20 protein-coding genes are annotated in these 25,471 nt (G+C 68.0%); 8 read left to right on the top strand and 12 right to left on the bottom strand.

The window, feature by feature from the left end:
* Positions 1-26: 26 nt before the first annotated feature.
* Entirely contained in the window at positions 27-1,112 is a 1,086-nt protein-coding gene (locus AC1RRF_RS04950) for a hypothetical protein (protein WP_492834160.1), read from the bottom strand.
* Here AC1RRF_RS04950 and AC1RRF_RS04945 point away from each other — a divergent pair.
* Positions 996-1,769, top strand: a complete 774-nt coding sequence (locus AC1RRF_RS04945) for a winged helix-turn-helix domain-containing protein (protein WP_492833348.1) — start codon at positions 996-998, stop codon at positions 1,767-1,769. The genes AC1RRF_RS04950 and AC1RRF_RS04945 overlap by 117 nt on opposite strands.
* A gap of 22 nt (positions 1,770-1,791) precedes the next feature.
* On the opposite strand, the gene AC1RRF_RS04940 is transcribed toward AC1RRF_RS04945, so the two are convergent.
* On the bottom strand, positions 1,792-3,732 hold the full coding sequence (locus AC1RRF_RS04940; protein WP_492833347.1) for a cellulase family glycosylhydrolase: 1,941 nt from the start codon (positions 3,730-3,732) through the stop codon (positions 1,792-1,794).
* A 128-nt stretch (positions 3,733-3,860) separates the two neighbouring features.
* On the opposite strand from AC1RRF_RS04940, the gene AC1RRF_RS04935 reads away from it, so the two are divergent.
* The 3 genes from AC1RRF_RS04935 to AC1RRF_RS04925 are packed head-to-tail and all read left to right on the top strand — an operon-like array spanning position 3,861 to position 8,544.
* Positions 3,861-5,243, top strand: a complete 1,383-nt coding sequence (locus AC1RRF_RS04935; protein ID WP_492833346.1) for an MFS transporter — start codon at positions 3,861-3,863, stop codon at positions 5,241-5,243.
* Positions 5,244-5,251: 8 nt separating this feature from the next.
* Entirely contained in the window at positions 5,252-6,865 is a 1,614-nt protein-coding gene (locus AC1RRF_RS04930) for a tannase/feruloyl esterase family alpha/beta hydrolase (RefSeq protein ID WP_492833345.1), read from the top strand.
* Positions 6,832-8,544 carry an AMP-binding protein gene (locus AC1RRF_RS04925; protein WP_492833344.1) on the top strand — a complete coding sequence of 571 codons (1,713 nt, stop codon included), beginning with the start codon at positions 6,832-6,834 and terminating at the stop codon, positions 8,542-8,544. Before AC1RRF_RS04930 ends, AC1RRF_RS04925 begins: the two co-directional genes overlap by 34 nt.
* A 21-nt stretch (positions 8,545-8,565) precedes the next feature.
* Here the strand turns inward: AC1RRF_RS04925 and AC1RRF_RS04920 are convergent, their stop codons facing one another.
* Genes AC1RRF_RS04920 through AC1RRF_RS04910 form a run of 3 tightly spaced genes read right to left on the bottom strand, consistent with a single transcriptional unit; the run spans position 8,566 to position 14,562 of the window.
* Positions 8,566-10,149, bottom strand: a complete 1,584-nt coding sequence (locus AC1RRF_RS04920) for a hypothetical protein (protein WP_492833343.1) — start codon at positions 10,147-10,149, stop codon at positions 8,566-8,568.
* 19 nt (positions 10,150-10,168) lie between these two features.
* On the bottom strand, positions 10,169-11,734 hold the full coding sequence (locus AC1RRF_RS04915) for a zinc-binding metallopeptidase family protein (protein ID WP_492833342.1): 1,566 nt from the start codon (positions 11,732-11,734) through the stop codon (positions 10,169-10,171).
* Between the two features lie 11 nt (positions 11,735-11,745).
* On the bottom strand, positions 11,746-14,562 hold the full coding sequence (locus tag AC1RRF_RS04910; RefSeq protein ID WP_492833341.1) for a TonB-dependent receptor plug domain-containing protein: 2,817 nt from the start codon (positions 14,560-14,562) through the stop codon (positions 11,746-11,748).
* Positions 14,563-14,805: 243 nt separating this feature from the next.
* Between AC1RRF_RS04910 and AC1RRF_RS04905 the strand changes: the two genes are divergently transcribed.
* A complete protein-coding gene (locus tag AC1RRF_RS04905; protein ID WP_492833340.1) occupies positions 14,806-15,459 on the top strand; it encodes a TetR/AcrR family transcriptional regulator in 654 nt (217 codons plus the stop codon).
* Positions 15,460-15,494: 35 nt separating this feature from the next.
* Here AC1RRF_RS04905 and AC1RRF_RS04900 read toward each other — a convergent pair whose 3' ends face one another.
* From AC1RRF_RS04900 to AC1RRF_RS04880, 5 genes are read right to left on the bottom strand one after another with little or no spacing between them, the layout of a single operon-like run.
* A complete protein-coding gene (locus AC1RRF_RS04900; RefSeq protein WP_492833339.1) occupies positions 15,495-17,465 on the bottom strand; it encodes an alpha/beta hydrolase family protein in 1,971 nt (656 codons plus the stop codon).
* A 46-nt stretch (positions 17,466-17,511) separates the two neighbouring features.
* Positions 17,512-18,153, bottom strand: coding sequence for a DedA family protein (locus AC1RRF_RS04895; protein ID WP_492833338.1), 642 nt, complete (start codon positions 18,151-18,153; stop codon positions 17,512-17,514).
* Positions 18,153-18,944, bottom strand: coding sequence for a hypothetical protein (locus tag AC1RRF_RS04890; RefSeq protein WP_492833337.1), 792 nt, complete (start codon positions 18,942-18,944; stop codon positions 18,153-18,155). The genes AC1RRF_RS04895 and AC1RRF_RS04890 overlap by 1 nt, the downstream gene beginning before the upstream one ends.
* Positions 18,941-19,894, bottom strand: coding sequence for an ABC transporter ATP-binding protein (locus tag AC1RRF_RS04885; protein WP_492833336.1), 954 nt, complete (start codon positions 19,892-19,894; stop codon positions 18,941-18,943). Before AC1RRF_RS04885 ends, AC1RRF_RS04890 begins: the two co-directional genes overlap by 4 nt.
* Positions 19,891-20,283: a GntR family transcriptional regulator gene (locus AC1RRF_RS04880; protein WP_492833335.1), complete on the bottom strand. Its 393-nt coding sequence runs from the start codon at positions 20,281-20,283 to the stop codon at positions 19,891-19,893. The genes AC1RRF_RS04885 and AC1RRF_RS04880 overlap by 4 nt, the downstream gene beginning before the upstream one ends.
* Before the next feature lie 248 nt (positions 20,284-20,531).
* Here AC1RRF_RS04880 and AC1RRF_RS04875 point away from each other — a divergent pair, with 248 nt between their 5' ends.
* Positions 20,532-21,944: a S41 family peptidase gene (locus AC1RRF_RS04875; RefSeq protein ID WP_492833334.1), complete on the top strand. Its 1,413-nt coding sequence runs from the start codon at positions 20,532-20,534 to the stop codon at positions 21,942-21,944.
* 52 nt (positions 21,945-21,996) lie between these two features.
* Entirely contained in the window at positions 21,997-23,100 is a 1,104-nt protein-coding gene (locus AC1RRF_RS04870; protein WP_492833333.1) for a DUF5694 domain-containing protein, read from the top strand.
* 53 nt (positions 23,101-23,153) lie between these two features.
* On the opposite strand, the gene AC1RRF_RS04865 is transcribed toward AC1RRF_RS04870, so the two are convergent.
* The gene (locus tag AC1RRF_RS04865; protein WP_492833332.1) at positions 23,154-23,921 is read right to left on the bottom strand and encodes an NRDE family protein; all 768 of its coding nucleotides are present in this window, start codon (positions 23,919-23,921) and stop codon (positions 23,154-23,156) included.
* A 140-nt stretch (positions 23,922-24,061) separates the two neighbouring features.
* Between AC1RRF_RS04865 and AC1RRF_RS04860 the strand changes: the two genes are divergently transcribed.
* A complete protein-coding gene (locus AC1RRF_RS04860; RefSeq protein WP_492833331.1) occupies positions 24,062-24,478 on the top strand; it encodes a DUF695 domain-containing protein in 417 nt (138 codons plus the stop codon).
* Positions 24,479-24,555: 77 nt separating this feature from the next.
* Here AC1RRF_RS04860 and AC1RRF_RS04855 read toward each other — a convergent pair whose 3' ends face one another.
* Positions 24,556-25,383, bottom strand: a complete 828-nt coding sequence (locus AC1RRF_RS04855; protein ID WP_492833330.1) for a SapC family protein — start codon at positions 25,381-25,383, stop codon at positions 24,556-24,558.
* Positions 25,384-25,471 lie beyond the last annotated feature (88 nt).

The following is a 25,471-nucleotide window of genomic DNA, read 5'->3' as shown; positions in this document are numbered from 1 at the left end:
GCGAAGGATATGGAAAGCTGGCTGTCTCATCGAACGAACACCGAGGTGCGGGCGACGCCCGCATTGTTCCATTGTGGGGCCCAGGCCCGGATTTCGATCTCGTACACGCCGACGCGCGTCGGCGTGTAGCGACCTTCAAACCGACTGGCGCGCCCGGCGTAGCTCAGCGGAAGAACCGCGACCTGGTCCCCGTCCCGGTAGATCCAGGCTTCCACCTTCACCTCATTTGCGTCCCAGGGCCCGCCGGGTTCCAGACCACATCCGCACATCATGGTGACGCCGGCGAGAAGGTCGATTTCCTCACCCACGGCCTTGAAGTCGTGGACCGTCGGGGTGGAGACATCGACGACAAGTCCGGGCATTTCGACGACCCAGCCGTCACCATTGGTCAGATGCCTGCCGGGAAGCACCCATTGCGCGCTGACCTGGCGACCGGTCCGTGAAGCCCCTTCCGGGCTTCCGACCTCGAGCATCACCAGACGAGGCCGGTTGAGCTCCAATGACACCGAAAACACCGCCGCGTTGTCTCCGGGGACCTGCCGGGGCGCTCCGGTCTCCGCGCTCAGGATGCGAGCCGTGTCGCCGGTTCCCCCCGCGGTCCAGCCTTGGCTCAGGATCTCGCCTGTGTCCGCGTCCCGCAGGGTTATGGGGACAGAGCCGTAGCCAGGCAGAAACTTGGCGCCACGGGCCAGGACGCGTACGTCGATACGCGTCTCCTCGGCCGTCGCGTGGGTCACCCCGCCAAGGGCGATGAGCGAACAGAAGACTGCCCGTATCATTGAGTGCATCATATTCAACAGGGTCCGATCAGGGCGCGGCCGGGCCGCAACGGCGTCACGGAAGGGGCTGGCTCTGCGGTCGGCAAATGACATGATGGGACATTTGCTGACGTCCAGCGCCGCGAGATCGGATCGATGACTCCAAACGGCCCAGCCATCCGGCCCGTCCGCGACGGCGGGCTGCAGTTCAACGGCTACCTCCTGCGCCGCCGCCCGTTGAGCCTGTGGTTCGCCGGAAGGCGCGTCGAAGTCCCGAGACAATCCCTCGAACTGCTCGACTATCTGATCGGCTGCCGAGACAGGGTCGCGACCCGGGAAGAGTTGATCGCGCATTTCTGGTCGACGGAGCATCTCGGCGCCGATCAAAACCTCAACACCTGTGTGAAACGGCTTCGGAAGGCCCTGGTCGAAGCGGGCGGTTCGGATCTGATCGAGACCCAGTCCCGCGTCGGCTACCGTTTCATCGGAGACCTCGATGCATCACGCGCGCCGAGGCGCGCCGGCCGGACGTCCCTTCTGCTGGCCTCCAGCGGAGTCGCCTGCGCCGTCGCGGCTCTCATGCTCTTCACCAACGCGCCGTGGGGGGCGACATCTCCGTCCCCTGAGACGGCAGAGGTCGCGAAAGTTCGCATCGCCGTGCCTCCCGGCCGCAATCTTTGCGACACGACCCTGTTTCCGATGTTCATCGACGGGCTCACCGAGAATCTGGTCGCCGACCTCCAGACGGAATCCGCCGGGGGAGTGGCCTTCCTCAAGGTCGGTTCCAGGGACGCACCCCTTCGTGAGGGGGACGCGACCCATGTGCTTGACCTGGCGGTTCGTCAGATGCCCGATCGAACGATCGCCAACCTGTCTCTGCTGTCGGCCGACGACGGCGAAGTTCTCTGGACCCGCCAGATGTCCGAACCCACGGATGTCGAAAACTATCTGAAGACCCAGGAACGCCTGTCTTCCCGCCTTGCCCAGGCCTTCACGGTGCGAGGGTCCTAGCGCCTTCGAGCGGCGTCCCGACTCAACCCCGCCGGGGCGTCAGCACGATCTCCAGCGACCCCGCCCCGGATGCCGTGACGCGGACGACCTGTTCGGTTCGGTCATGCTCCCAGACGGCGTCCGCGCCGGACAGGACCGCGTCGACGCCCTCGGGGAAGCGCCAGGTCGGCACGAAGATCTCGGTCGGGGCGCTAATGGCGAGATCGGCTTCGACGGTGACCGTGAAGCGGTGCGCCTTAGCTTCGAACGCCATGGCCGTGATCACGCCCTGCGCGCTGCGGGCATAGGGTCGGGAGAAGCCCGCCAGTCCCCGGGCGCCCGACGCCGGATCGTCTTCGACGGTCGTCTGGTCGACCGAATAGATCGACAGGTCTTCCTGGTTCCAGCCGTCGCCGACTCGCAGGTCGTTTCGGTTGGTCGCCGTATAGTTCCACTGGGTCGAGGACAGCAGAAGCGTGTCCAGCGTGTCGTACATCAGGCCCAGCGCCGTCGCGTGGGCGCTCCAGACCTCGTCGCCGCGCTCGCCCGACGCCCAGCGGTCGAAGGCTTCGCCATGATTGAGGTCGTAGGGAATACCGAACTCGCCCACCAGCGTCGGCGCCCCCCCTTCCCTCATCGTCAGCCCCATGGCCCTGATATAGCTCAGTTGGAACGCATAGCGCTGGCGGCGGGCGTCCAGGTCGGATTGCGGGTCGAACAGTTTCGAACCCAGGATCTCGACATCATACCAATGACTGGCGTTCACCGTCCGGGCCGGCATCGGGCTTGGGAAGGTCTTTCCCTGCAGCATCAGATACGGACACATCTCGCCGAACAGCAGCCAGTCCGGGCGGACGTCGCGGATCGCCGCAGCGACCTTGCCGAAGAACGGCCGCATGAAGTCCCGCTCGTGATCCAGCTTCTGGCCATCCCGCACGCGGAAGAAGTCCTCGTCCACGACCACCGCGGCGTCGCCCTGAAGTGTCCATGCGCCAGCCGTCTCGAACGGGTCTGGCCCGTCGTCCAGCCAGATCGATGCGCCACCGGGATTGACCACCGCCTCGCCGACCTCCGCCATCTCAAACCCCTGGCGGCGCTCGAGCACCGGCAGGAGAACGGCCTGTCCCCGGGCGGCCTTCAGGCTATCCAGCGGGGTCCATGACGGTCCCGGCCACAGCGGCGTGGCGTTGTCGGCATCCGGTCCGGTCCGGCGCTGCGACACCTTCTGTCCGACCCAGCCCTGGCCCGGCTCGTTCAGGCTGTCGAAGCCGATGACGTTGTTCAGGGACTTCACCCGGTCCGCGACCGCCCGCATGGCGCCCAGATAGGCGCCCTGAAGGAAGTCCTGCACATTGACGCCGCCGACCTTCCAGTCGGGCGTCAGGGTCGCCCCGGCGAAGAAGGCGGTCCACATGATCCCGTTGACCGGCATCTGGTAGTTCCGCGGCCAGCTCATCATCGGATAGCGATCCTCCTGCCGCGCGTGCGGGGAGGCGTAGTCGTAGCGTTGCTGCATCACGTGGACGGCGTCGGCGGCGTCAAACGCCGCCAGGTTCAGCCCGACCGCCTCGAACACCCATCCGGGCGCGCCGTCGCCGCCGCTCATCCGACTCCAGACGTCCTGGTGGAAGTCGATGAACACCGCCAGGCCGTGATCACCGGCCTTGGCGCAGACCGCCGCGAGATAGTCGAGATAGGCCGCGTCGTACTGACCGCGTCCGGCGTGCTCGACCGCTTCCCAGCAGGTCAGCAGCCGCAGGACGTTGAAACCCCAGTCCCGGATACGGCCCAGATGCGCGTCGGCCTCCTCCAGGGGGAAGGGCCGCCCGATGAAACTGACGCTGCGGTGATCAGCGAAATCGCGCGGCGGAACGGGACCGGCGTGGGACAGCGGGATCTTGCTGTCTCCCCCCAGATTGACGCCCCTCAGAATGGCGTGCCGCCCCTGCGTATCGACGAACCGGGGCCCGTCGATGTCAAACATCAGTTGCTGCATTCGCCCTATCGACCTCACACGAAACTCGTTATACAGTTGGACAATAAGAATAGGTCTGGGCCCAGTCCAGCCGGAAAAACATGGGGGCGGAGAACGTGGCTAAGGACCAGGCGGCCTTGTCCGGACGCATATCGCCGTTGCGCAAGCTGGCGATCGGCGTGGGCGACTTCGGGTGCAATCTGTATTGGCAGACCACCCAGCTCTATCTGCTGTTCTTCTACACCGACGTGGTCGGCCTTCCGGCGACGACCGCCGGCCTGATCTACATGGCGGCCCTGATCTGGGACGCGGCCATGGACCCGATCGTCGGCCTGATCGCCGACCGCACCCGCAGCCGCTGGGGCCGGTATCGCCCCTATCTGGTGCTCGGCGGGCCGCTGCTGGCCCCGGCCTTCGTGGTCCTGTTCGTCGGCCCGGGCAGCCATGTCGCCGGAGCGGTCGCCTTCGCCCTGATCAGCCAGCTGCTGTTCCGCACCCTCTACGCCCTGGTCGCCATTCCCTACGCCTCCCTGTTCGCCCGGGTGACCAGCGACAGCGCCCAGCGCGGCGACCTGGCCGGGTTCCGCATGGTCTTCGGCGCCCTGGCCGCCATCATCGTCGCGGCCCTGACCCTGCCCTTCGCCTCGGCGCTCGGCGGCGAAGGCGACGGACGCCAAGGCTGGATCATCATCGGCGCCGTCTATGGCGCGATCGCCACCGGCTGTCTGATGCTGACGGCCTGGGGCAGTCGTGGGCTGGATACGCCCAACGCGCCGGCGGAGCCGCGTCGCGCGCCGGCCGCCGTCTGGCGCAGCCTGGCGTCGAACCGGGCCCTGCACCTGCTGCTGGGCGCCATCGTGATCACTTCATTCTCGACCACGATGTTCTCCAAGAACCTTCTGTATTATTTCAAATATGTCGTCGGCGACGCCGACATGGGCAGCCTGGGTCTGGGCGCCATCGCCCTGACGGTCGTGGTCACCACCCCCCTCTGGGCCATCGCGCTGCGGGTGATCGGCAAGCGCAACACCTGGCTGGTCGGCGCCGTGCCCAGCGTGCTGGGCCTGACGCTGTGGCATTTCGCCGACGGCCAGACCCTGGGCGTCCTGTTCGCCGCCCTGGTTCTTCAAGGCGTGGGCATCGCCGCCGGCGTGGTCTGCTTCTGGTCCATGCTGCCGGACACCGTCGAATACGGCGAATGGCGCAGCGGCGTGCGCACCGAGTCCCTGGTGTTCGGCCTGACCGTACTCGGCCAGAAGGTGGCCCTCGGGCTCGGCGCCGGGGCGCTCGGCGTGGCCCTGACCCAGTTCGGCTACGTCCCCAATGTCGCCCAGTCGCCGCAGACCCTGGCCGACATCAAGGCCCTGATGTTCTGGGCGCCGCTGGCCGGAACCCTGGCGGCCGCAGCCCTGATCTGCTTCTACCCGATCAACCGGCGGACCCACGCCGTGATGGTCGAAGAGATCGCGGCCCGGACCGGAGCCGCGGACGCCGCCCCCTCCCCGCCCCAAGCCAGCTGAGTGACAGCATGATCCTTCGATCCAGCCTCGCCGCCGCCGTCGCCTTCGGGGCGCTCGCCGCCGCGTCCGGCGCCCACGCCCAGTCGGCCGATCCCGCCTGCGACCGCCTGACCACGCTGCGCCTGGCCAACACCCGGATCGACGCCGCCGTCGCGGTGAAACCTGGCGACCGCCAGCCGATCGAGGCCTTCGGCCTGCCGTCGCTGACCGCCAACGCCGCCTACTGCCGGGTCTCGGTGACCCTGACCCCGGCTCCCGGCTCGGAGATTCATTCCGAGGTCTGGCTTCCAGCGCCCACCGCCTGGAACGGCAAGTTCGCGGCGATGGGCAACGCTGGCTTCGGCGGCGCCCTGGGGCCGCCCCGGCTGTCCATGAGGCCGGCTCTGAGCCGCGGCTACGCCGTCGCCGGGACCGACATGGGTCACACCGAAGCCGGAGCCGACGGAAAGAACGCCAGCTGGGCGCTGAACCAGCCTGAGCGGATCATCGACTTCGGACACCGCGCCAACCACGTCACGGCGGTCGCCGCCAAGGCGCTGGTCGAGGCCTACTACGGTCGCCGCCCAGACCGTTCCTATTTCCAGGGGTGCTCCGACGGCGGCCGCGAGGCGCTGATGGCGGCGCAACGCTATCCCGACGATTTCGACGGCATCGTCGCCGGCGCTCCGGCCAATGCCTGGACCCATCTGATGGCGTCATTCGCCTGGTCCTGGAAGGCCGCGCACCAGTCCCCGGAAAGCATGCTCAAGGCGCCCAACTTGGCGCGCATCCAGGCGGCCGCCCTGGCCGCCTGCGATGATCTGGACGGCGTCAAGGACGGGGTCATCGAAGATCCGCGCGTCTGCCGGTTCGATCCGGCGACGATCCGCTGCGATGTCGATGCGACGGACGGCTGCCTGACCGCGCCTCAACTCGATGCTCTCAAGGCCCTCTACGCCGGCCCCCGGCGTGGCGTGACCGGCGCGTCCCTGTTCCCCGGCTTCTCGCCCGGCGGAGAGGCGGTCCGCAACGGCTGGGACCTGTGGATCACCGACGCGGCGGCGCAGCAGCCGGACTTCGCCCGCTCCTTCTTCGCCAACTTCGTCTTCAACGACGCGGACTGGCGGCTGGACCAGTTCGATTTCGACAAGGATTTCGACCGGGCCCAAGCCGAGATGGCGGGCATTCTCGATTCCGACAATCCCGACATGTCGGCCTTCAGGGCGTCGGGCGGCAAGCTGCTGATGTACCACGGCTGGAGCGATGCGGCCCTGCCGGCCGAGGGCACGATCCGCTACTTCGACGCTGTGCGCGACACCATGGGCGCCGAGGCCGTGGACGGCTTCGCTCGCCTGTTCATGGTGCCTGCCATGGGTCACTGCTTCGGCGGCCCCGGCCCCAACACCTTCGACATGCTGGGCGAACTGGACGCCTGGGTGGAGGGCGCTCCGGCGCCGGAGCGGATCGTGGCCAGCAAATACGCCAACGACCTGGCCCAGCTGCTGAACATGCCGGCCGGCCAGGCCCAAAGCACCCGCCCCCTTTGCGCCTATCCCAAGGTCGCGCGCTGGAAGGGTGAAGGCGCGACGAACGACGAGGCCAATTTCGAATGCGTCGTCCAGACGCCGCGCGCGAACGACTGAGCCGGACCATGGACAGCCACGTTCAAGGCCCGACCGAGCCGGCGCTGCTGACCCACACCATCGGCGCGGCGCTGGCGCAGGCGGCGCGGCTCTGGGGTGAGCGCGAGGCGGTCGTCTTCCCCGCGCAGGGCGTCCGCCTGACCTGGGCGGAGCTGCACCGCCGGGCCGGCGACTTCGCCGCCGGCCTGCTGGCGCACGGCCTGGCGCCCGGCGACCGGATCGGGATCTGGTCGTTGAACCGGGTCGAATGGATCATCACCCAGTTCGCCGCGGCTCGCGCCGGCCTGATCCTGACCACGATCAATCCGGCCTATCGTCTCGACGAACTGGAGTTCGCGCTGAACAAGGTCGGTTGCAAGGCGCTGGTCCTGTCGCCGCCCTTCAAGACCAGCGACTACCCGGCGCTGATCCGCGCCTTGGCGCCCGAGCTGGACGAGGCGACCGTCGGAAACCTGAACGCGGCCCGCCTGCCCCATCTCAAGCTGGTCGTGCAGATGGATGCGCCGACCCTGGCCGGCGCCGCCGGCTTCGCGGCCATAGAGGCCGCCGGGCGCGCGGCGAAACCGGACGTCCTGCACACTGCCGAAGCCGGCCTGTCCTGCGACGATCCGATCAACATCCAGTTCACCAGCGGCACGACCGGGCGGCCCAAGGGCGTGACCCTCAGTCACCGCAACATCCTGAACAACGGCTACATGGCCGGGATGACCATGGCCGTCACGCCGGACGACCGAATCTGCATTCCCGTGCCCCTGTACCACTGCTTCGGCATGGTGCTCGGCGTGATGGTCGGGGTCGCGCACGGCACGGCCATGGTCTTCCCCGGCGAGGGCTTCGACCCCCTGGTCACACTGGAGGCCGCCGCGGCCGAGCGTTGCACGGCGCTCTACGGCGTACCGACCATGTTCATCGCCGAACTGGAACACCCGCGTTTCGCCGAGTTCGACCTGTCGTCGCTGCGCACCGGCATCATGGCCGGATCGCCCTGCCCCATCGAGATCATGCGCAAGGTGATCGACCGCATGCATATGCGCGACATCACCATCGGCTATGGCATGACCGAGACCAGCCCGCTCAGCTTCCAGAGCGCCCTGGACGATCCGCTGGAGCAGCGGGTGTCCACGGTCGGGCGCATCCATCCCCACGTCGAATGCAAGATCATCGACGCCGACGGCGCCGTCGTGCCGTCGGGCGTTCCGGGCGAGCTCTGCACCCGGGGCTATTCCGTGATGATCGGCTATTGGGACGAACCCGAGCAGACCGCCGACGCCAAGGACGCCGACGGCTGGATGCACAGCGGCGATCTGGCGACCTTCGACGAGGCCGGCTACTGCCGCATCGTCGGGCGACTGAAGGACATGATCATCCGGGGCGGAGAGAACCTCTACCCCCGCGAGATCGAGGAATACCTCTATCGCCACCCCAAGATTCAGGACGTCCAGGTCTTCGGCGTCCCGGACGAACGTTATGGCGAGCAGGTCTGCGCCTGGGTCATGCTGATCGACGGCGAGACCATGGACGAGGCCGAACTCCTGGCCTTCTGCCACGGTGAAATCGCTCACCAGAAACTGCCGCACTACATCCGGTTCGTTCGTGAATTCCCCCTCACCGTCACTGGCAAGATCCAGAAATTCGTCATGCGCGAAACGATGATGCGCGACCTCGGCATCCAGGACTGAGGTCGCGTCGCCGCCACGAGGTCAGCCGCGCACTCTCCGCGGAAGCTGCGCCCGGCTGATCCGCCCCAGATCGAGGATCATCTGGGTGCAGGCGATCGTCTGCCGGTGCAGCAGATCGAAGTCGACATAGTCGACCGTCTCGATGTCGTAGTTCAGCAGGCAGGCGGGACCGGTGATGTAGTTGATCGTCGGGATGCCGCCGATGCCCCAGAAATACTGCCCCTCGCCGGGCCACATCGCGCCGTTGGCGTCGCCGTCTCCGTTGGGGTTGGTCGGCGGAATGACATAGGTCGGCGAGGCGTCCGCGTTCACGGCCCAGGCCTTGGCCGCCTCGACCAGCGGCGGAATCTCCGGCGTGAACAGCGCGGCCAGTTCGTTGCGGCCCGTCGGCTCCAGTTCGCCCTCGGCGTTGAACACCCACTCCTGCAGACCCAGGTGTTCGATCGTGAGCACGCAGTTAATCCGGTCCAGCACACCATCATCGGCGTGCCGACGCAGGAAGGCCTTGATCGCGTTCCCGCCGGCGAAATGGCCGGCGGACAGCATGATCATGATGCTCCGGGGCAAGGATTCGGTCGGCAACCGGGCCAGGTATTGCGCGATGTCCACGATCACATCGGGACCATTGTCCTCAAGGCCGTTCGTCCCGTCGGTGTGACTGTTCAGGACGACCAGTTCGTCTGTCCGTCCCGGGATCACCCCGATCACGTTCCGGGTCTTGGTGGGCACGATCTTCGCGTCGAGCGTCAGCCTCGCCGATTGCCCGGCGGCGGCCGCCGCCCGCAGCCTGTCTCCGGTGGGCTGGTCGACGTACAGCCCCGGCGTCTCGCGCAGGACGGCGTCATAGGGGCCATAGATCTTGCGGTATTTCGGCAGCAGGGAATCGGCGGTGATCACGACCAGGCCGAGCCCCCCGACGGCCTCCAGCGTCGCCAGCAGCGATGGCGCGACCAGCGAAATCCAGGAGCGCCGGTACGGTTCGGTCGGCAGCAGTGTCGGGCCGTGATCGTAGGTATCGATGGCCAGTTGGGTGAACATGCCCGCCACGGTGGGCAGGACCGGCGTCTCCGCCACCACGATCTTGCCCGCCAGCCCGGCGATCAGTTCCTCGGAGCCGGGCCGGTGGTTGACGATCACGCTGACCTGCGCCGCGGTCAGATAGGCGAGTTCGCCGACCACGCCGCCTTCGGGCGTGACGCCTGAATAGGGCACATAGGCGGACACCTCGATCCGCTCCAGGGCGCCGCCCTCGGGCCCAACCGCCAATCCCCAGGCCGTCGGCGTCCATCGCTGCATCTCGACGTCCTCGTATCGGACGTTCTTGACGCCCGCCTGGACGAGCCGGTCGTGCAGGGACTCGATGTAGACGTCGTGCGCCGCCGATCCCGTGGCGCGTAGGCCGAGGGCGTCGAGGTCGACATGCCACTGGCGCATCTGGCTGCTGGGCAGGAACTGGGAGCGGTCGACCGTCACCGCGGCCGAAGCCGGCAGAGGCCGGCCCAGCGCGCCGCTGTTGAACGCCTGCGCGACGGCCCGGCTTCCCGCCAGTCCCGTGAAGCCGACGGCGGCGATAGAACCCAGGGCGGCGCGGCGGGAAAGGGTCATCGAAATCATCCTTACGGGTTCACTGTCCAAGTTTCACGCCCCTGCCGACCAGGGTGGTCTTCGCAGGATTGGGCGAGCCGATCGTCTCCGCCGGCAGGGCGTCCAGCTGCAGCAGGGCGCGCGCGAAGGTCTGAACCTGCTGGTGCGCGAACTCGGGATCCAGGCGGTCCAGGTCCCCGCCGGACCGTACGGCGCACAGGTAGTCGGGCACGGGACACATGGCGATGGCGGGAATGCCGGCGGCGAACAGCGGCTGCCCTTCACCGAGGTGGACGCCGTTGCGCGGCTCGGCGGTCAGGGCGCGGATCTTCGTCCGCCCCGCGACCGCTCCGGCGAAGACCCGATCCATCACGTCGTTGGTCGTATAGACCAGCTCCCGCTCCAGCTTCCCCGTCGGCGCCGAGCGACTCTTGTCCTCGACATCCTTCCACTCCCGGCAGCCGATGTGCTCGATGGTGAGCCCGGCCACCGCCTTGCGATTCCCCGCCTTCCCGTCCCAGAGCTCGGGATGATCACGCAGCCAGCGCGAGGTCGCCTGACCCTCGTGGCCGCTGATCTGCGGCATCTGGAAATGACCGGTCACGAAGGCCAACACGATCGAGCGCCGGCGTTGCGCGATCGGCAGGCGAGACATGTATTGCGCCAGCGCCAGCAGGGCGGCGGGGCCGTTCTCCTCGCAGGCGTTGGGCCCATCCGTATGGGTGTTGACGATGATCGTCTCGTCCGGGTTCGATCCTTCCAGAACGGCGAAGATCGTCCGGGTCGGGGTGTCCGGCGCAAGCTCCGCTTCCAGGACCAGCGTCGCCTGCTCACCGGCCTCGCAGGCCGCTTTCAGCCGGGCGCCGACGGCGGGACCGACCCACAGTGCGGGGCAATCCTGATAGGGCGTCGTGAAGGGATTGTACTGGTCGCGCGCGGCGTCCTCGGACATGTCCTGGAAGACGCAGACAACGCCCAGCACGCCCGCCGCCCGGGCCGCCGCCAGGTCGATCCCCGGGCTCAGCCCCGACAGCAGGGGCGTCGTGACCGTGCCCGAGAAATCCGCCTCCTCCCGGCTTGGGTAGAAGGTCTTGCGGGTGAACATCAGGTCGCGGACGAGGAAGCCGATCGACGCGTTCTTGACCGGCACGACAGCGATCTTGCCCGCCGCGGCCTCGAGCGACTTCGGCTTCTCGCCCAGCCAGACCAGGGGCGCCGTGACGCCCTTCGGCCCCGTCCGGCCGGAATAGGCGAACGCGGAGGCCACGGGAACGGGCGCCCCGGAGACGGACAGGCTGGTTCCCTGCGCCGTCCAGCGCGTCATCGCATGCACATCGCTCTGGACGATCAGGCCCAGAGCTTCCAGTTCCTGAGAGATCAGGTCCAGCGACGCCTCGTGCGCGGGGTAGCCCGTCAGGCGGGGACCGAAGCTGTTCAGCCGCTCGATCCACGCCCAAAGCGTCTGGCGGTCCGCGAGTTGCGCAGGCGCGAACGGCAGGCCTTCTGGCAAGGCCGGCCGGGCCGGTGCGATGCAGCCGCCCACCAGAGAGGCCAGGGAGACCCCTACCCCTCCCGCCAGAGTCGCACGGCGCGTCATAGACGTCATCACCCCGTCCCCTAGTAGCGGACGCTCAGACGGGCGGTGAAATAGCGTCCGATCTGATCGTACAGCTGCGGGTTCGTCGGCGTGAAGATCGCCAACGTGCCGTTGGGGGCCAGCGCCGGCTCCCGGTCGAACAAGTTGTTCACGGTGACCGTCACGCGCGCCCGATCGTTCACGGCGTAGCTGGCGGTCAGGTCGGTGTAGAAGACCTGTCCGACGCTGTTGTCCTCGATGGTTCTCGGCTCCACGCGCGTGACGTCGAAGGTTCCCTCCGAGATGTAGCGCTCCTGGACGAACAGGGAGAACGGACCCCGCGTCCACTCGGCGCTGGCCGTGACCGTCCACTCCGGGTTGGCCGTCACGCCCACCTCTCCGGCGCGATCCACGGTCGCCCCGCCGAACACTTCGGTCGTGATCTCTCCGAGATAGGACGCCACGCCCCGCAGGTTCAGTTGACCGCCGAACGTCTCGAAGTCCGGTCGGTAGCCGAGTTCGATATCGACGCCCGCCGTCTTCAGCCGGTTCAGGTTCAGCGTCGGCGAAACGATGCGGGTGATCACGCCCGCCCCGTTGCGTGTGATGTTCGCGCAGAGCGCGGTCGCCCCGGCGGCGCACTGATCCCGGGTCACCTGCGGGGTCAGCGAACCGATCACGCCGTCGATGTCGATGGAGTAGTAGTCGACCGACGCCGTAAGGCCCGGAAGCCAGCTCGGCTGGACCACGATGCCCGCGGTGAAGGTGTCGGCTTCCTCGGGCTTGAGCAGGGCGTTGCCGCTGGTCGCCGCGATGATGCCGATGGTCGTGCCGTTCTCGATGACGGAGCCGGTGTTCTGGGTGATGCCGGCGAACAGCTCTGGGACGTTCGGCGCGCGAATGTCGCGAGACTGGGTGGCCCGCAGGCGAACGCCATCGACCGGCTCGTAGACCAGGCCCGCCTTCCAGGTCGTGACGCCGCCGCTGGTGCTGTAGTCCGTGTAGCGAACGGCGCCGTTGAAATCGAGCGACTTGGCCCAGGGCAGGTCGCGGGCCAGGGGAACGACTACCTCGCCGAACACCTCCCACAGATCGTACGACCCGGCGACGGGGAAGACGTTGGTCAGCAGCCATCCGCCCGGTTGGTTCTGGTAGGGCGCCGGGAAGCCCCGGATGCCCGTCGCGTCGTTGATGCTCGGCCCGATCGCGTCGGTCGTTTGTTCGATTTCCTCGCGGCGGTATTCGGCGCCGACCGCCGCCGAGATCGTCCCCGCCCAGGTCGAGAACAGATCGCCGCGCGCGCCCAGGGCCACCACATCCTGGTTGAGAACGGTCCGGAACGCCGAAGAGCCGGTGACGTAGTCGATCGCCGCCGCCGACGGCGCGCCGACGCCGAACAGGTTGATGGGCACGCATCCGGGATAGAGTCCCGGATTGGTCAGGGTCACGCGGCAGACGATCTGTCCGCCCGGAGCGAATACGGCGTCCGCCGCGGCGAAGAGGTGTTCGAGGATGACGTTGTTGTCGGTCCGGGTGTCCGACCGGTTGTCGCCGTGCTCATAGTAGCCGTTGACGGTCCAGCCGGCCGGGCCGTCCCACTCGAAGCCGACGGTCGTGTCGATCAGGCGGTTCTTGGTCGTGGCGTTGGCCGGATCGCCGAAATCGGTGTTGATGCGCCCCATGCCGAAGGCGGCGGTGCCTGTATTGTCGAGAATGGTCTGCACGGACGGGTGCAGGAAGGCGTTGCCGCTAAAGATGGTGAAGCCGTTGAAGCCGCCGACGTTGAAGGCCTGGACCTGATTGTAGTGGTTCTCGGTGTCCGCATAGCTGACCCGCGCGAAAACACTCAGCTCCGGCGTCAGGTCATAGTCGACGTGCGCGAACAGGCTGCGCGTACGCACATCGGCCGAGATGTTCGAGGACAGTTGCGAACCATCCCCGCCGACCTGGATCAGCCCCGACTGCACCGAGCCGCGATTGAACGGCGCCAGGGTGCCGTCGGGCCGGAACTGCTGGAACACCAGGGGTCCGCTGATGATCAGACCGCCGGGCGAGGTCGTCGCGCTGCGCACGTCCGGCCGGAAGATCAGCTGCCCCGGAACCGCGGGATTGCTCAGCGAGCCATAGAATGAGCGGCCCCAGTCCCGCTCGGTCAGGGACGGGATCCCTTCCACTTCGTAGTATTGGCCGCTAGCGACCACATGGCCGCGGCCGTCCGCGAAATCGCTCCCGCCGGTCAGGCTGAACTTCAAGGACTCGGCGTCGCTTTCGCTGGAGATCCCGCTCTGGATCTCCGACTTCAGGCCCGTGAAGTTGGTGTCGAGGATGAAGTTCACGACCCCGGCGACGGCGTCCGACCCATAGGCCGCCGAGGCGCCGCCGGTGACCACATCGACCCGTCGGACCAGCTGGGACGGCAGGGCATTGATATCGACCGAGCCGTCGCGCGCGGACGGGGCCGCCCGGCGCCCGTCGATCAGCACCAGGGTGCGCTGCGCACCCAGGTTGCGAAGGTTGAGGAAGCTTCCGGTGTTCTGCGCCAAGGCGCTGGTGCCGCCGGTGGTCGGGCGCGACGAGCCGCGGAACGCCGGCAGGGTGTTGAGCGCTTCGCCGATCAGGCCCGGCTGCGACTGTTGCAGTTGCTCGGCCGACACGACGGTGACCGGCGTCGGCGCCTGGGCGCCGTTGCGGATGGCCCGGGAACCGGTGACGACGACCTCGCCGATCTCCGTGGGCTGGGCGTCAGCCGGTGTCTGGTCCTCCGGGATGGACGCCGCGGGCTGGGCCTCTTGCGCGGCGGCGCCGGAAGCGCCGGAAATGACGAGCAGGCTTGCGCCGGCGAGGAGCCAGGTTTTCATTTTCCACCCTATGAACCGGCGCCGGTATGGGTTCCGGCGATCCTTGTTGTGAGCGGAGCTTATTAAGCCTGCGGACGTTGTCAAACTTATTCCTTCCCCGAAGAAGTAATAGATGATTGGCAAAGATCGGGGCGAGGCGCTAAAGCTGCCGCAACGTTAAGAGGCGTTGGTGATTTGAAAGACGATATTCCCGCCAGAGCGGCGCCGCCCCGGAAGGCCCAGGCTGATCGACGCCGGGACTCGATGGAGTCCATTCTCGATCATGCCGAGGCGCTGTTCGCTGAATCGGGCTTCAACGGCGTCACCATCAACGACGTCGCCCGCTCGGCCGGCATCGACACCGGCCTGATCCGCTACTATTTCGGCGACAAGAGCAGCCTGTTCGAGGCGGTTGTCGATCGCCGTTCCGGGCTCGCCAACGAAGCCCGTATGCGGGCCCTGGACGAGTACCGCCGGACGGCCGGAGAGTCCTTCTCACTCGAGGGCGTGATCCGGGCCTTCACCGCCCCCGCGTTCGAGATGATGCTGAAGGACGGCGGCTACCGAAACTACGGCATGATCATCGGGTACGTGAACGCGACCCACGCCGACCTGCGCCGGCTGATGTCCAAGAATTTCGACCATGTGTCGGAGGTGCTGATCGAGGACATGAAACGGCTCCTGCCGGACGCGCACCTCGAAGACCTTTACTGGGGGTACCACTTCCTCACCGGCGCCTTCACCTTCTCGCTGGCGCAGACCGGCCGGATCGACAATCTGTCGGGCGGCATGTGCAGCAGCGAGGATCTCCGGGCGATCTCGGAGCGTCTGCCCATCACCCTGGCCGCCGGCATCAAGGCGATGTGCGACGAACGCGCGGCGGCCCGCAAGCAGGCGGCGGCTTCGACCGGGCGCTAGCCGGTCGAAGCCGTGTCGAGCCGCGCGTCAGACAATCATTGACCGCTCGCCCGACCGGCGGATCGCCCGCGCCGCACGTGGGTGTCGAGGAACCGCAGATAGGCTTCCTGGGCCGCGATCCGATTGTCGCGCTTCCGGAACCCATGCCCCTCGTCCGGGAAGACGATGTACTCGACCGGCACGTTGTTGGCGCGGACCGCGGCGACCATTTCATCGCTTTCGACCTGAAGCACGCGCGGGTCGTTGGCCCCCTGCACGACCAGCAGGGGCCGCACGATGCCCTCCGCATGGAAGAGGGGTGAAATGCGACGGTGGCGCTCGGCGTCGGTCGCCGGGTCGCCCATCTCATCGAACAGGGACGCGCGTTGCGCGCCCCACCAGGCAGGGACCGATTCCAGTGTCCGCACCCAGTTGGTGACGCCGAAGATGTCGATGCCCGCTTCGAAGGCCTCGGGATGGAAGGCCAGGGCCGCGACGGTCAGATAGCCGCCATAGGAACCGCCCATGACCGCGACCTGGTCGTCGGCGATCCAGTCCTGCGCGCGCAGCCAGTCGCCGCCGGCGACGATGTCGCGCAGGTCCGCCTCGCCGTGACGCCGGTCGTCCATGTGCACGAAGGTCTTGCCGTAGCCCGAACTGCCCCGGTTGTTGGCGGCCAGCACGGCGTAACCATGGTTCACCAGATGCTGGACCATGGCGGAATAGCCGCGCCGGCTCTGCCCGCCCGGACCGCCGTGCACCAGGACGACCGCCGGAACGGGGGTCGCGGCGGAGGCGCCGTGCGGGCGGTACAGGATGGCGGGGATCATCACATCCCCCTCCCCCCGGTATCGAACGACCGTGGCCTCGACCAGGTCGTCTTCCCGCATCGCCGGATTCAGGGCGGTCGTCAGCCGGCGGGTCTGACCCGTGGTCAGATCGGCGACGAAGATGTCGTTGGGCGAGGTGTCGGACGCGACGGTGAAGGCCATGCGCCGCTCGTCGTCGCTGAACCGCACCGTGCCGATATCGCCCTCCGGAACCCCGGCCAGCGCCACGGCCCGTCCGGTGGTGGTGTCCAGGACGGTCAGCTCGGTCCGCGCATCGACGTTGAAGGCCGAGATCCGGTAGCGACCCGAGGGCGAATAGCTCAACGCCGTCAGATCCCAGTCGCCCTTCAGATCGTCGGTCGTCTCGCCGCTCGCCAGATCATGACGATACCCCCGACCGAACTCCCCGACGGCGTCGCTCCCGAACAGCAGGGCCCGGGAATCCGGCGTGAAATCGAATACCCGATACTTCACCGATCCGGTGTGGGGCGTGATCAGCCGCGGCTCTCCGCCGACCCGCAGATCGACAAGGTAGAGATTTCCGTCGCCGCTGCCGAGCTGCTCCTCCAGCACGACCCAATGCCCGTCGGCGGAGATGGCCCCCAGCGTCATGCCTGGGTTCTCGAACAGCAGCCGGCTGTCATAGGTGGTGGGGTCGATCGCGACGATGTCGAACACCTTCGGGTCGCGAGCGTTCGAGGCGACCCAGATCTCCGACCGGTCGCCCTTCCACCCGATCAGATTGGCCTTCACGGCGTCTCCGGGCGTCAGGTCCCGCAACGCGCCGTTGCGCTCACGCACATAGACGTGGCTGCGTTCATCGCCGCCGCCGTCCGCGGCGACCAGGATCCGGTCGTCGTTCGGAAAATAGCTTTCCGCATAGGTCGCATTGGTGGTGGAGGCGGTCAGGGGCACGGCGGCCCCGCCGGCCACGGGCAAGGCATAGGCGTTGAAGACGCCCGAGGCGTCGCTGGACACCAGCACCGACGCGCCGTCCGGCGAGAAGGCCAGCCCGGACCCGCTGGCCAGGCCGAAACTGGTGGTCTGGAAGAATTCCGCGGCGCTGTAGGTCCGGGTCGCATTCCGGGCCTGCACGGTCGGTCGGTCCTGCTGCGCGTGGGCGACCAGCGGCGTGGCCGCCATCAGGACGATCGCCGGGATGAGGCAGGCGCGGGTCAGCTTGAGGGGGTGTGACATGCTCTATGATTTCCAGGCGTTGAGGTCGGGGCGACGAAGGGGCGCGTTACGCCGGCCGTCGTGTGTTGAGCGTGAGGTCCGAAAGCCGATCCTTCAGAAGCGGCTCCAGGGTGAGAACGACGCCGATCATCAGAGCGGCGACGGCGGCCAGGACCTGCAGCAATGCAGGCGAGAGCCCCGCCAGGCCGCCGCCGGCGAGATATCCGGGCGCCAGCATGACCGGGACCCAGATCATGGCGGAGGCGACATTGGCGATCTGGAACCGCAGGCGCGTCATGCGGGTGATGCCGGCGACCAGAGGAACGAAGGCCTGAATCGGCCCCATGAACCGACCGGCGAAGATGGCGACGACTCCGTAGCGGCTGAAATACAGGCGGGCCCGGGCGATCGACCGGCGATGGCGACGCAGGGCCGGCGCTCGAACGAACGACCACCCGGCCCGCCGTCCGAGGCCGTACGACGCCGCCTCGCCCAGGACCGCGCCCGCGACACACCAGGCCAGAACGGCCCAAAGCGGAAGGACCCCGGCCGCCACCAACCCTCCGGCCATCAGCATCAGGACCGTGGCCGGTACGAAGGCGCCCACGACCGCGAGAGACTCGCCGAAGGTCAGCACCCCCAGCAAGGGCCCCGCCCAGGCGGCGTTTCGCGCGATGAAGGCGGCGACGTCCTGGACCAGACCATCCATCAGTTCCGCTCCCGGTGCCGGGCGGAGGCCAGGCCCAGCAGGGTCAGGCCCAGGCCGATCCAGAACAGCAGGGCCAGCGCCCATCGGCCGGCGGCGGGCGGATTGACCACCATCGCCGGACCGGCGCTTTCGACCTGTTCGCGCCACATCCCGACGCCGCCGGTCAGGGCCGCGTCCAAACCCAGCGCCCCCTCTCCGAGCACTTCCGCGACGGCCGAGACCAGGCGGTCCGGTCCCATGTCGGCGCCGATGAAGAAGACCACCACCAGGACCACGAACCAACGCACCGGATAGCGAAGGCCGACCACGAAAACCGATCCCGCCAGATGTGCCACCAGCGCGGCGCCGAAGGGCACGAGACAGAACCAGGCCCCGCCCGCCCCCCACCCGACCAACCGTCCGCCCGACACCGCCGCCAGGACGCTGAACCACGCCACCACCAGGCCGGTCAGGCCCAGGACCCAGACAGCGCCCGCCGTGACCCGGATCAGCACATGCTTCTGTCGCTCGACGGGCAGGGTCCAGAGGTCGCTGCGGTTGAACAGACGTTGCGTCGACCAGAGCCTGAGCGGCAGGACGAAGGCGATCAGAGGAACCAGCATCATCAGCTCATGCGGGTAGTCCAGGGCGTCGCCCTGAAGAACGACAAAGCTGAGCCCCATGAAGGTGACGACGCCGAGCACCACGGCCAGCGCGATGAACTCGGGACGCAGCGCGCGCCCGATAAACCGCACCTGGGCGCGCAGAATGGCGATCGCGCCGGGGGGCGCTGCTATCCGGGCCTCGGTCATGCCGGATCCTTTCCACGCATCAGGGTGACGACGGCGTCATGGAGATTGAGCGGCGCCACATTGCGGACCTGTCCGCCGGACGCGGCGATGCGGGCCACGATGTCGGCTTCCTCGCCCTGGACGGTCCATTGGATGTCCCGTCCGAACCGCCCCTTGTGGAGCACGCCCGCCAGATCCGACGGCCCGGCCCAGCCGTCCGGCCCGGCCGCGGAATAGACCTTCAAGGTCCGGTGCAACGTCTCGCGCGCGCCCTGGAACATCAGGCGGCCCGCCGCCAGGACGCCCACATGGTCGGTCAGGCCGTCGATCTCATGAATCTGGTGCGAGGAGACCAGGACCGTGCAGCCGGTGTCGGCCAGATGATCGGACACCAGGCCCAGGAAGACGTCCTTCGCCACCGGATCCAGTCCGTCGATCGGCTCGTCGAGCACCAGCAGGGCGGGCCGATGAGCGAGCGCCGCCGCCAGCTGCACGCGCCGGGCCTGCCCCTTGGACAGCTGGCCCAGCTTCCGACCGCGATCGATCTCCAGCCGCCGGCACAGGGTGTCCAGATAGTCGGCGTCCCAGGCCGGATAATAGGCCGAACGCTGCTCCAGCCACAGGCCCGCGCTCATCCAGCCGGGACCAGTGTCGAAGCGGTCCGGAACATAGCCGAGTTGCGCGCGCACGGCCGGACCCTGGCGTCGCGGGTCCAGCCCTCCGACGCGGATGTCGCCGCTGTCGGCGCGTTCCAGGTTCAGAAGAAGCCGCAACAGGGTCGTCTTGCCGGCTCCGTTCGCTCCCGCGAGCATGTAGACCGCGCCCGCCGGCGCCTCGAGGGCGACATCCGTGAGCGCGACTTCGCGCCGGTAGCTTTTCGAGAGCCGTCGCGTGGTGACCGACAGCCCACCGCCCGGTTCAGGCGGGGTCTCGTCGAGATCAGGCGGCGGGATAAGGTCGGGGCTTGTCATTCTGTTGAAGTCCTCGTCGGAGCGCCGCCCGCGGCGGCGTCCCGGATCGCGTCGATGAATTCGTCCACCCCCAGACCGTGACGATGCGCTTCGATCAGGGCCCGCTGCGCGACCTCGGCCAGCAGGGCGCGGCGGTCAGCCTCGAGCGGCCGGGCCGAGCCGACGAACGTCCCCTGCCCTCGCTGGACGTAGACGAGGCCGTCCCGCTCCATCTCGCGATAGGCCTGGGACACGGTGTTCGGATTGACACGCAGATCGCCGGCCAGCTGACGGACGGACGGCAGCGGGTCGTCCGGCGCGAAGGCGCCGACGACGATGGCTCGCCGGATCTCGTCCATGATCTGGACGTAGATCGGTCGGCTGTCTGAAGGATCGATCGTGAAGGGCAAGGGGCCTGCCTCTGGTGTACTAGCTCACTAATACACCTCGAACACAGCCGTCAAGTCTCGCCTCTCCGCACAGTCGCCCGCGCGATCACCGATCGCTCAAACAATCGTTGCTTTTTGCAGCGCGAATTCTAGCTTCCCGCGCGCAATTTGAGGGGTATCCGATGAGTCTGCGGCAGTGGGGATTGTGTACGGCGGTTGCGGCGCTTCTGGCGCCGCAGGCTTGGGCGCAACAGGCGTCGCCGGAATGGATGACATCCCCCCGCGACTGGTCCGCGACGCTGAAGAGCGATGTCGACGCCCTGGGCCGCATCATCGAGGACACCCACCCGGGCATGTACGACGACCGCAATCCGGCCTTCCGCGAGCGGGTCGAGGCCGGTCTGGCCGAGGCGCGTCAACGGGCAGAGACGACGACGGATTCCGGCGGCTGGTGGTGGGCCATGCGCGGCCTGATCGCCGGCTTCGACGACGGCCATGTGGACATCGGCTTGACCAATCAGGGCGGCTTCCCGACGCGTTGGCCGGGCTTCCTGACCGTCTATGACGGCGCCGATCAGGTCGTCGCCAGCCGGGACGAGGCCGACACCGACGCCCCGCCCTTGGGCGCGAAGCTGATCGCCTGCGACGGCGTCGACGCCGCGACCCTGGCCGAGCGTCGCGTCGGCGCCTTCCGCGGACGCTGGTTCCTTGAAGCGCAGAAGGTCCAGTTCGGCGACTGGGTCTTCATGAGCCCGAGCAATCCGTGGATCCCGGAGATGTCGGAGTGCCGCTTGGAGACCCAGGGCGTGGAGCGATCCTATCGCCTGAACTGGCGCGCGATCGAAGCCCAGGACCTCGGCGCCCGACGCACCGCCCTCATCCAACGGACTTCGCACGGCTTCGGCATCAGGACGCTGCAGGACGGCGGCGTGTGGCTGTCGATGCCGTCGTTCGACGGCAATCCCGGATCCGAGGCCTACGCGGCCCTCACGGCCCTGCTGACGGAGGCGACGGAAAACCAGGCCCGTCTGCGCGCCGCCCCCTATGTGGTTCTGGACGTCCGCGACAACGGCGGCGGATCTTCGCACTGGAGCGCGCGTCTGGCGCTGACCCTCTGGGGCGGAGACTGGGCGACGACCCATCCCATGGCGCCGATCGAGAGCGTCGACTGGCGGGCGTCCGAAGGCAATGCCGCGGGCCTCAAGACCCTTCGCGATCAACTGACCGCCGCCAACGGCGACCCGCAGATGATCGCCTGGGCGAACAACGCCGTTGAAGGCATGCAGGGTGCGATGGCCGCCGGCGAGCCCTTGTGGCGCGAGCAGACCCCGCAGGAAACTCCGCCCACCTACCCCGTCCCGCCGGAAAACCCGATGAAGGGGACCGTCTACGTCCTGACCGACTTCCGCTGCGGGTCGGCCTGCCTGGACGCCGTCGATCTGTGGAAGACGCTGGGCGCCGTTCAGATCGGGCGGGAAACCAACGCCGACACCGTCTACATGGAACTGCGCGAAGCCGCCCTGCCCAGCGGCCTGGCCAGGGTATGGGTCCCGATGAAGGTCTATCGCGGCCGGGCGCGAGGCAACAACGAACCGCAAGTCCCCGCGCACGCCTACGCCGGGAACATGGCCGACGAGCAAGCGCTCCAGGCTTGGGTGCGGGAACTGAAAGCCGCGAACTAGCCCCCTTTTTGAGCCGCCGGCGGCGGCGCTTTCCATCCTTCAGGACTATCCCGTGCATACCGTTCGTCGTTGTTCTTCCGCTCGCCTTCTGGTCTTGGGCGTCGCGCTGGCTCTTGCGGGGGCGTCCGCCGCCGCCGCCCAAGCCTACCGCCCCTCCTTCCATCCGGACCAGCACAAGGGACCGCCGGCGGGGCGGCTCAACGAAGTGCTGGTGCTCGGCTCGCCGCACCTAGCCCAGATGGGCGACACGGTCCGGGCGGAGATGCTGACGCCGGTGCTGGATCGTCTGGCGGCCTGGGCGCCGGAGGTGATCGCCATCGAGAACGTTTCGGGCCTGCAGTGCGACGCCATGCGCCGCTATCCGCAGCGCTACGCCGTGTCGATCAACGACTATTGCCCGGACGCCGGCCACGCCGGCCAGCAGACCGGTCTGGACGTTCCGGCGGCCAACGCCGAGGCTGAGCGGTTGCTGGCGGAGTGGCCGGCCGCGCCCGCGCCTGAGCAGCGTCGGCGTCTGGCCGCGGTCTTCCTGGCGGCGGGCGAGCCGACCTCGGCCTTCGTCCAGTGGCTGCGCCTGACCCCCACCGAGCGCCGTGAAGGCGAAGGGCTCGATGCGACGCTGGTCGCCCAACTGAACACGCAGCTCGACAGCATCAACGAGAGCGATTCCATCGCCGCCGTCCTGGCCGCGCGGCTGGGACTGGAGCGGGTGTGGAGTGTCGACGACCATTCGGCGGACCGTTATCCGGCCGACGTGAAGGGCTACGTCCGGGCGATCCGCCAGGTCTGGAACAACCCGGCGGGCGAAGAGCGCCGGGCGATTGAGGAGCCCTTCATGGCCGGGCTGTCGCAGCCGGACGGCCTGCTGAACCTCTATCGCCACTACAACGGCGCCGAGGCGCAGCGCCTGGCCTATGAGAGCGACTACGGCGCAGCTCAGAAGGACCCCTCGCCGGAGGGTTTCGGTCGGATGTACCTGACCTACTGGGAGACCCGGAACCTGCGCATGGTCGCCAACATGCGCGACATCATGGGCCAGCGGCCGGGCGTGAAGATGCTGACCCTCGTGGGCGGCTCGCACAAGGGCTACTACGAGGCCTATCTGAACCAGATGCACGACGTCGTCCTGGTGGATTCCGACGAGGTGCTGCGCTGATCCAGGTGTGAAGGGGCGCAGGCCTCACCTCGGTGGAAACCGAGGTGATCGCGTCATGTGCGTCGTGGCCAGGCGAAGGCCAGATCGGTCTCGCCCGTGCTCTGGCCGTCCGCGTCGAAGCGGCGTTCCAGGATGCGCCCCCGCCCCTCGGCGTCGATCGCCACCACCGTCCCGCAGCGGGTGCCGTAGACCGGCCCCCGGATGAAAACGGACGAGTTGCGCGGCTCGAACGGAGCATCGGACGGCTGCGCGGGGATGGCGCCGTCCACGCCCAATCGTTCGTCCTGAAGGCCACCGAGCAATATCTCGGGGTGGTCCGCCGGCCCCTCCAGCCAGCCCGCCAGGGTCGCCTTGAGGCGAAGGGTCTTGGGCCAGGGTTCATCCAGTTCGCCGTTGGAGAGGCCATAGAGTCCGGACGCCAGGGGGCGGCGGACCGGAGCGGGTTGATTGGTCCAGAAGACCGCCTCGTCATTCTCGACGCGGATCAGGTTGAACGGGCTGAAGGTCTCCAACGCGGCGTCGGACGGGTCCAGGAAGTCACCCGCGCCCCGCAACATGTCGCTGAGCAGCAGACCGCGGGACGGAGCGTCGGCCTTCGGTCCGCCGAAGCCTCGCAGATTGGTCACCACGGCAAGCCGGCCCTGTTCGGAGACGCCCAGCCAGGTTCCGCCCGAAAGCCAGTCACGACCCGCCAGGACGTGATCGGCGTCCGGCCACCGGGCCAGAGGATCGGCAGGGCGCGTATGCAGTTCATCGCGATTGCCGGCGAGGACGAGGCGCCAGCGAGGATGGGCGCGCCAAGCGAAGGCTAGAACGCACATGCGAGCTCCTGTTCAAGGCCGGCCGACATCCCGCTGACTTAGGCGACGCCCGATTGCGCGTCACCCCTGAACACGACGATCTGGCCCAGGGCGCCGCCGTGGCATAGGACGAACATGGCCATCAGTGTTCGGGGGAAATGATGGAACAGGACGCGTGGCTCGGCGCCGAGGCCCAGGTGGACGGCCGGCCGCTTCTCATCCGCGCCTTGAAGACCGTCCCGCCGGCGGCGATGGACAGCCGCCCTGACCTTCTCGTCGTCGATCTTCAGTACCCGCTCGGAGAGCCTGTGGGTCTTCCGAGCCATGCCGACTACGACCAGATCGCCGCGTTCGAGACCTTCGCCTTCGGCGGCGGCGCGGCGTCCGATCCAATGCTGGTGTTTGTCGAAACGGGCTCGGGCCGCGTCCGCTATTACGTCTATGTCGGCGACGTAGAGGCGACCGTCGCCCGGCTGGATCAGGATCCCGACATCGCCGACCGGTTGGAGTTCTCCGCCCTTGAAGACCCCCGCTGGGGCGTCCGCGCCGATCTCATGAGCCGATTGCTCGCGAGCTGAGCCGCAGGGGTCGCGGGCATGGCAAGGCCACCGCCCGCCGGCGGGGTAAGCGACTCACCAGCGCGCCTGCGCTGAACCTAGGTGGCGGCCGGGACAGGCTCGGCGCGCGCCTTGGCGGGCTTCTTCGAGGCCTTGGCCGGCGGCGGAGCGGCGGCCCGCGCGGCCTGGAGGGTCAGGAGCGCGGAGAAGCGTTCAAGCGACGACAGGTGGAAATGCACCAGCGCCAGCCAGCCCTTGCGGTGCCAATCCAGCACGACATCATCCGCCAACCCGGCGAATTTCTTGGCGTCGACGATCTGGAAGCCCTCGAGGCCCAGCTTGCGACCATCCGGCAACGTCGCGTCGGCGCGGCGATCGATCAGCAGGTCATTCGCCTTCAAGGCCTCGGTGAACGCCGTGGTCGCTGCGGCTTCCGCCTGGAAGGCCTCGCAGAACGCCAGGGCCTGCTCGGTCATCGCGCTGGGTTTGAGGTCTCCGTCGAACAGAGCGACGCCGTCTTCCCCGGTCCGCGCGACCCGGTCTGAGGCCGCGTCGATCATCAGCGCAAACCCCTTCGGATTGACCGTGGTGATGAAACCGAACGGATAGCGACGGACATAGGCGGGAAGATAGGCGTCCCGAGCCCACGCCCCATCGGTCACGAACAGATTGGCCCGTTCCAGACCCAGCACCGCGATCGGCTGGGCGTTGCCGGCGGCGAAGACGATCGGATAGGACCGCGCGCAGGCCGCCAGTTCGCCGACGACGATCGGCACGAAAGGGGCGTCCGCGGCGAACGACACATCGCCGTCCTTCAGCCGCCAGGCGCCATGGACGGCCGCCGAGAGCGGCTCTGGCGCACGATAGAAGAGCGGGAGGCTGGACAGAGGCGCGGTCGCGCCTGGGGCCTGGGGTTCGGAAGACATGAATCTACTCCTTGGAGGGATCGCGGCGCGGACGCCGGTCAAGGTTGCGGGTCCGACGTGCGCTCGCCAAGCCCAGGCCTGATCGTCG

It is taken from the genome of Brevundimonas sp. GW821-FHT12C05 (genome assembly GCF_058807475.1).
The sequence above is the reverse complement of the archived record's forward strand: the minus strand, read 5'-3'. Positions and strand labels throughout refer to the sequence as shown.

Coding starts and splice junctions, on each gene's coding strand:
- AC1RRF_RS04940 (WP_492833347.1), bottom strand. CDS start 3,732: ATGTTTGACATCGACGGGCCCCGGTTCGTCGATACGCAGGGGCGGCAC.
- AC1RRF_RS04925 (WP_492833344.1), top strand. CDS start 6,832: ATGCGTCGTCCAGACGCCGCGCGCGAACGACTGAGCCGGACCATGGAC.
- AC1RRF_RS04875 (WP_492833334.1), top strand. CDS start 20,532: ATGACATCCCCCCGCGACTGGTCCGCGACGCTGAAGAGCGATGTCGAC.
- AC1RRF_RS04865 (WP_492833332.1), bottom strand. CDS start 23,921: ATGTGCGTTCTAGCCTTCGCTTGGCGCGCCCATCCTCGCTGGCGCCTC.
- AC1RRF_RS04950 (WP_492834160.1), bottom strand. CDS start 1,112: ATGCGCGATCAACTCTTCCCGGGTCGCGACCCTGTCTCGGCAGCCGAT.
- AC1RRF_RS04900 (WP_492833339.1), bottom strand. CDS start 17,465: ATGTCACACCCCCTCAAGCTGACCCGCGCCTGCCTCATCCCGGCGATC.
- AC1RRF_RS04915 (WP_492833342.1), bottom strand. CDS start 11,734: ATGACGTCTATGACGCGCCGTGCGACTCTGGCGGGAGGGGTAGGGGTC.
- AC1RRF_RS04860 (WP_492833331.1), top strand. CDS start 24,062: ATGGAACAGGACGCGTGGCTCGGCGCCGAGGCCCAGGTGGACGGCCGG.
- AC1RRF_RS04895 (WP_492833338.1), bottom strand. CDS start 18,153: ATGGATGGTCTGGTCCAGGACGTCGCCGCCTTCATCGCGCGAAACGCC.
- AC1RRF_RS04930 (WP_492833345.1), top strand. CDS start 5,252: ATGATCCTTCGATCCAGCCTCGCCGCCGCCGTCGCCTTCGGGGCGCTC.
- AC1RRF_RS04855 (WP_492833330.1), bottom strand. CDS start 25,383: ATGTCTTCCGAACCCCAGGCCCCAGGCGCGACCGCGCCTCTGTCCAGC.
- AC1RRF_RS04905 (WP_492833340.1), top strand. CDS start 14,806: ATGGAGTCCATTCTCGATCATGCCGAGGCGCTGTTCGCTGAATCGGGC.
- AC1RRF_RS04885 (WP_492833336.1), bottom strand. CDS start 19,894: ATGACAAGCCCCGACCTTATCCCGCCGCCTGATCTCGACGAGACCCCG.
- AC1RRF_RS04920 (WP_492833343.1), bottom strand. CDS start 10,149: ATGACCCTTTCCCGCCGCGCCGCCCTGGGTTCTATCGCCGCCGTCGGC.
- AC1RRF_RS04890 (WP_492833337.1), bottom strand. CDS start 18,944: ATGACCGAGGCCCGGATAGCAGCGCCCCCCGGCGCGATCGCCATTCTG.
- AC1RRF_RS04910 (WP_492833341.1), bottom strand. CDS start 14,562: ATGAAAACCTGGCTCCTCGCCGGCGCAAGCCTGCTCGTCATTTCCGGC.